Source organism: Marinobacter sp., assembly GCF_035268745.1.
GTDB lineage: Bacteria > Pseudomonadota > Gammaproteobacteria > Pseudomonadales > Oleiphilaceae > Marinobacter.
The window spans coordinates 1-4510 of the sequence record NZ_DATFKH010000121.1 but is presented as its reverse complement, the minus strand read 5'-3'; the positions used below and the strand labels follow the sequence as shown (position 1 = coordinate 4510).

Genomic DNA, 4510 nt, shown 5'->3' with positions numbered 1-4510 from the left:
ATCACGGATGCGCCTGGCGAACACTTGTAGGTACGGTATAAAGTTTTGGGTGGTGCTGTAGGGATCCAGGGAGTGCGAGGCACAGAACTCCAGCCAGTGTCCCCAATATTTGTCTTCTCCCCGGGATCGTGAAGTACTGATGGAGGCTCGACCCTCTTCTTGTGCAAGCAGGAGATCAAGGCGGAATGCATCGCGGGTCGTAGGGTCAAGAGTGTCCAGGTGCGTGGCTGTGGATAATGAGAGTTAAAATGGTTGAGAAGGTCGGTGTCCGAGCATGTAAAGCGTCTCGAGGCTTCATCTGCCAAACGGTTGAGGTGGCCAGGAATAAAATCATGCATTGGGATGTAGCGGTGGTGTCGGGAATGCAACGCTTGTAGGCGAAGTAGGTAGGCTGCGGGACCGGTTGTGGATGTCGAGCCCTTGCGGTTCCATATCACGGCGGCATAGTTATCGTGAGCCGTGCCAATGGTAAGTTCAGCTGCATCAAGTTTGGACGCAATAACGTCATGATGCGCCACTGTACCAGCAAGTTCGAGGTCGCTGTTGGTGATGGAGCCGTTGGGATTGTCCAAGGTGATCAGACGTTGTTGGATGGTATCGGGGAAGGTGGCACGCCAAACAAAGGGATAATAGTCCGGATTGAGCGGAGTCGACCATGGAGTAGGTATGAAGAACGTTCCTCCCATTCCCACTCCCGAGGCGTCGGTGGTACCAATGATGTGTGGCGAGGTGGGAACTAATTCATATATGCGGGTTGGTCGGGTGTCCAGTGTGGATGCTATCCAACGGAAGTCTTCCAGGAAGTCATGTACCATCTTGGTAAGCCTAATTCTTTTCTTGTCCTCCCTGAAGCGTACCTGTAGTGCACTGAATAGACCCCGACATCCAGGCAAAGCCATTGCCATGGACCTCAATTCTCCCAGAACCTTGTGCCAAGTTTTGATTGACACTCGCTTCCGTGTGGCTGGTAGTTCTTCGAGAATATCGTGTAGTCGTTGCAGACGCCGCGTGGAGAGGTGAACCGTCATGTGCACAGTGTCGAAGTTCCAACCGAGGATGGTTTTCTTTGTGGCCATGTAACCGTCACCTTTCTCCAACTTCGTTATCGAGATAGGTTCTTTGCAGTGGGGAGAATCTGTGTCTTCGAGTGGTCGCATTACTTTATCGATAGAATGCATGATGGCTCGGGTTACCCGTGTGCGGGCAGAATTTGGTCCCTGAGCCAGTCCAATTTTGTCGTCCACATATACATCGACGTATGCAATTGGCGCGGTTGCATATGTACGTGGTGCCACCGATGGTTGCATTCGGGTTTCGTTTCGTTCTTCGTGATTGGATGGAGCAGTATCGGCAAGTTCTTCCAATCGATGGGGTGGAACGTATGTGCCTTTGGCGAGTGTCCAATTAGCTAGGTCAGTGGACGTCTCGGTAGTCGTGGAGAAAGATGGTGGTGCTTCTGTCCATCCCATAGTGACGACTAGAGGCAGTGCAACTAGGGGATCTTCATGTTCCATGGTGGGAAGCATCACCGCCAGGGGTAGTATGGCGTTCATGGCTAGTTGTAGACGGTAGAAACCATCTGACATGTCATACTTGGCCATATAGACGGGGCCGTGTGCAGGATTTGCGTTGGCTAGTTGCTGGAGCACACGCTTGAGAGTTCTTCCAAATTGCATAGCTTCGGGAGGTGCGTCAGGTGACGTGTCCTGATTAACCCCGTAGAACGTGTAGTCGCAGATAATTCGTGGTCGCCGTTCGTGCTGCGGCACTACCCCGAGAGGGCTTAAGCGCAACTCCTTGAAGTTCATCAGAAGTTGGGCCGGTAGGACGACCCAGAAGCGCTTCTTCACGAAGTCCACAAATTCGTTTCGTACAAATTCCAGGTACTGGTATGCCGACTGGTGTGCCCCACGACGTAGAGCCTCCTCGCGTTGTTCGGGAGTCCAGGGTTCGGCGTGAGTCTTGTACGGAACACCGCTGGTGCGGTATTGGTCCAGCAGCAAAGCTGCCGGGTGTGGTAGTTTACCAATGTCGGGTTGTAGGTCGCTTGGCCCCTGACATGTAAGGAGGAACTCCTCGAGATTGTTTGTGGACTGGTACAGATCCACGGCTTGATGTACTAACTTACCTAGGTCGTCGGACAAGATAAGTGGTCGCTTGGGAACAATGATCTTTTGTGATGAACTACCCACGCCTCCTAGACCTTTAGTGACTACCTTACTTGCGCTGGCCTGTGGTACGGTAGCCGGTGTGGCTGGAGGCGACTTGAGTAGAGGCGTGTGAGAAACAACGTCGCGAACGTTTCTGCCGCCGGACCTTCATTCGAAGGCTTTCTTGCACCACGCGTAGAGCTGATCGTCCTCGTCCTTGGAGTGTGCTCCGTGGTCAGCCTTGCGGCTGCAGGTGTCGAAACAAGAACCACGTAGGTGGTAGGAGACACACATGGCTACCTCCTCTCCGCCTCGTTTGACTTTGGGAGGAGGTCCGACTTTCTTGATCACATCATTGAACTTGTTCTTGGAGATTCCGGTTTTGAAGTCTTCAAAACGAGATTCCATATGAGTATTGCGTACGGGCTGGGCCTTCTTCTTCCCTCCCCCATCTTCCTTGGGATCTTTGTCTTCCGGTTTTTTGGTTTTATCTTCGGGTTTTACCGGATCCTTCGGGTCAGGAGTGTAGGTAGAGTAGTATCGCTGTGGCAAGTGCGGAAGCCACGACATGTTTCCAACTTGCATATCACGCAAACGAATAGTAAACTCCGGGAGGTGGACTCTGCTCACGAGTGCGGGCGTAGCAGCACCCATGATTTCCAAAAAGTAGGCCCGAACGTTAAGTTGGACATATCGAAGAAGACGTGCTGGTCCGTACTTGGGGTCGATATTGGTGAGACATTTCACGTAGAAGGGTTCCTTGTTCATGAACTGTACGGTGAAGCGTGAGAGCTCTTGGACCAAAGGATGAGTCTCACCGATGAGTGTGACAAGCAGGATCGAAAAGGCTTGTAGCATGAGTCGCATAGTGACAAAGTTCGTGGGAACTTGGACCTTGATAGCGGTACGCATCTTGGTGATATCCGCCAGATCGGCAGCAGCCGATCCACCAACCAATGTATCGTAGTCCGCTGCCAGAGAAAGGGCATCGAAATACTGCTTTTCACTCCCAGGTGAGGTATAGTCCTGAATGACCATGAGAAAGGGATTGACTCCGTCAGAGAAATCATCCATGTTGTTCCCAGCTAGGCGAACCCCAACAATCTTTTTGGCCAGGTCCGGGGTGACGACTGGAGCAAGTTCGGGATCACCAAGTGCAGTGCCAGTGATGCGCAGCTCGGTCTCGATGGTTTCTCGTTCGCGTTTACCATTAGCTGCGGCGAGCTTGATCCATAGTTGTGGTAGGGCGTGAGTATCGTGAGCTTGACAGAGGGCCAATAATTTTTCGGCCAGGTGGTCACCGAAGAACTCCGCGACGGTTTTCGGGGCCTGCGCGGCGGCGCGTGCCGCTGACGTGTCATTGCGTACGTCACGTTGGACTTGTAGAAGGTCTCCCATGAGGTTAGCAATACGAGAAGTAGGGCCCCCGCCTCCTCCGAGCAGTCCTGCGACGGCAGGAAGAATACGGTTAAGGCTTTGCTGACGCCATTCGGTGAACTGACGATCTTGGATCGGTGCGGCAACATCTGCTGCGAACAACAAGGAAGGTGTCGGATTCGTAGAATCCGGATACGTGGCCATCATCAACCAGTTCGTGAATGGTGCAGCTCGTCCGTAGGTGCCATCATTCACGACCATCGGAATGATTTCCAATGCTGCCTGACGTGGCGTGAGACGACGTCCAATCAAGAAGCGCACATAACGTGGCGGCACCCAGGTGAGACGTGGACAGTGGACGTCTTGCGTAGTACCGGCGGTGGCCGTGAGACGGGTGTTGAGCGGGTTATTGTGCCCGCTCATGCTTGTCACGAAGGCGGCGGGATCTGCCGGAACGATAGTAGCATCGTTGGTGGGAAGGGCAAAGGGTGCCGTAGGAAAGGTTACGGTTGGAGCGGTACCTCCGCCAACCTCATCCACGAAAGCGTAGACCTTCCCGTCGTAGGGTGTCGAGCCACGAAGGGTGGTAGGGAAGGTTTTCGGAAACATGAGGAGTCGGGTGGCACCGGTACCAACGTGCGACGCGTCCGGAAAGAGACCTACGAAGGCCAAGGGTGAACCTTCTTCCATGTTGTAGATAGTGGTGCCAGTGGACGAACCGTTCCAGGTAGTAGGATCAGCAACGGTCATAATACCCGAACCGTCGAAGGTATCGTTCGAACTGTGCGAGAACCAGTCCAAGAAGGTATCGCAATCTTCGCGGGACGCGGGAGCAGACATGATAGAAGGTAGAAGGGCTTGAGTGTAACGAATAGAACGGATAGTGCTTAAAAACAACTAATACTAATCGACTCGGGGAGTTTCCCAAGATGGCAGTTTGCAATCTTGTCTTGTCAAAAAGTATGAGCCTTTCCAAAGTGTTT

General features: G+C 52.9%; 2 protein-coding genes. Both read right to left on the bottom strand.

All coding sequences use genetic code 11. From position 1 onward, the window contains the following. Positions 1-2144: hypothetical protein (locus tag VJ956_RS10050; protein ID WP_324084380.1), on the bottom strand; the 2144-nt coding region annotated here is incomplete at its 3' end. Positions 2145-2318: 174 nt separating this feature from the next. Continuing rightward, on the bottom strand, positions 2319-4277 hold the full coding sequence (locus VJ956_RS10045) for a hypothetical protein (protein WP_324084378.1): 1959 nt from the start codon (positions 4275-4277) through the stop codon (positions 2319-2321). Positions 4278-4510 lie beyond the last annotated feature (233 nt).

Excerpts from the sequence above, each read along its gene's own strand:
- VJ956_RS10045 (WP_324084378.1), bottom strand. The coding sequence starts at position 4,277 with ATGACCGTTGCTGATCCTACTACCTGGAACGGTTCGTCCACTGGCACC.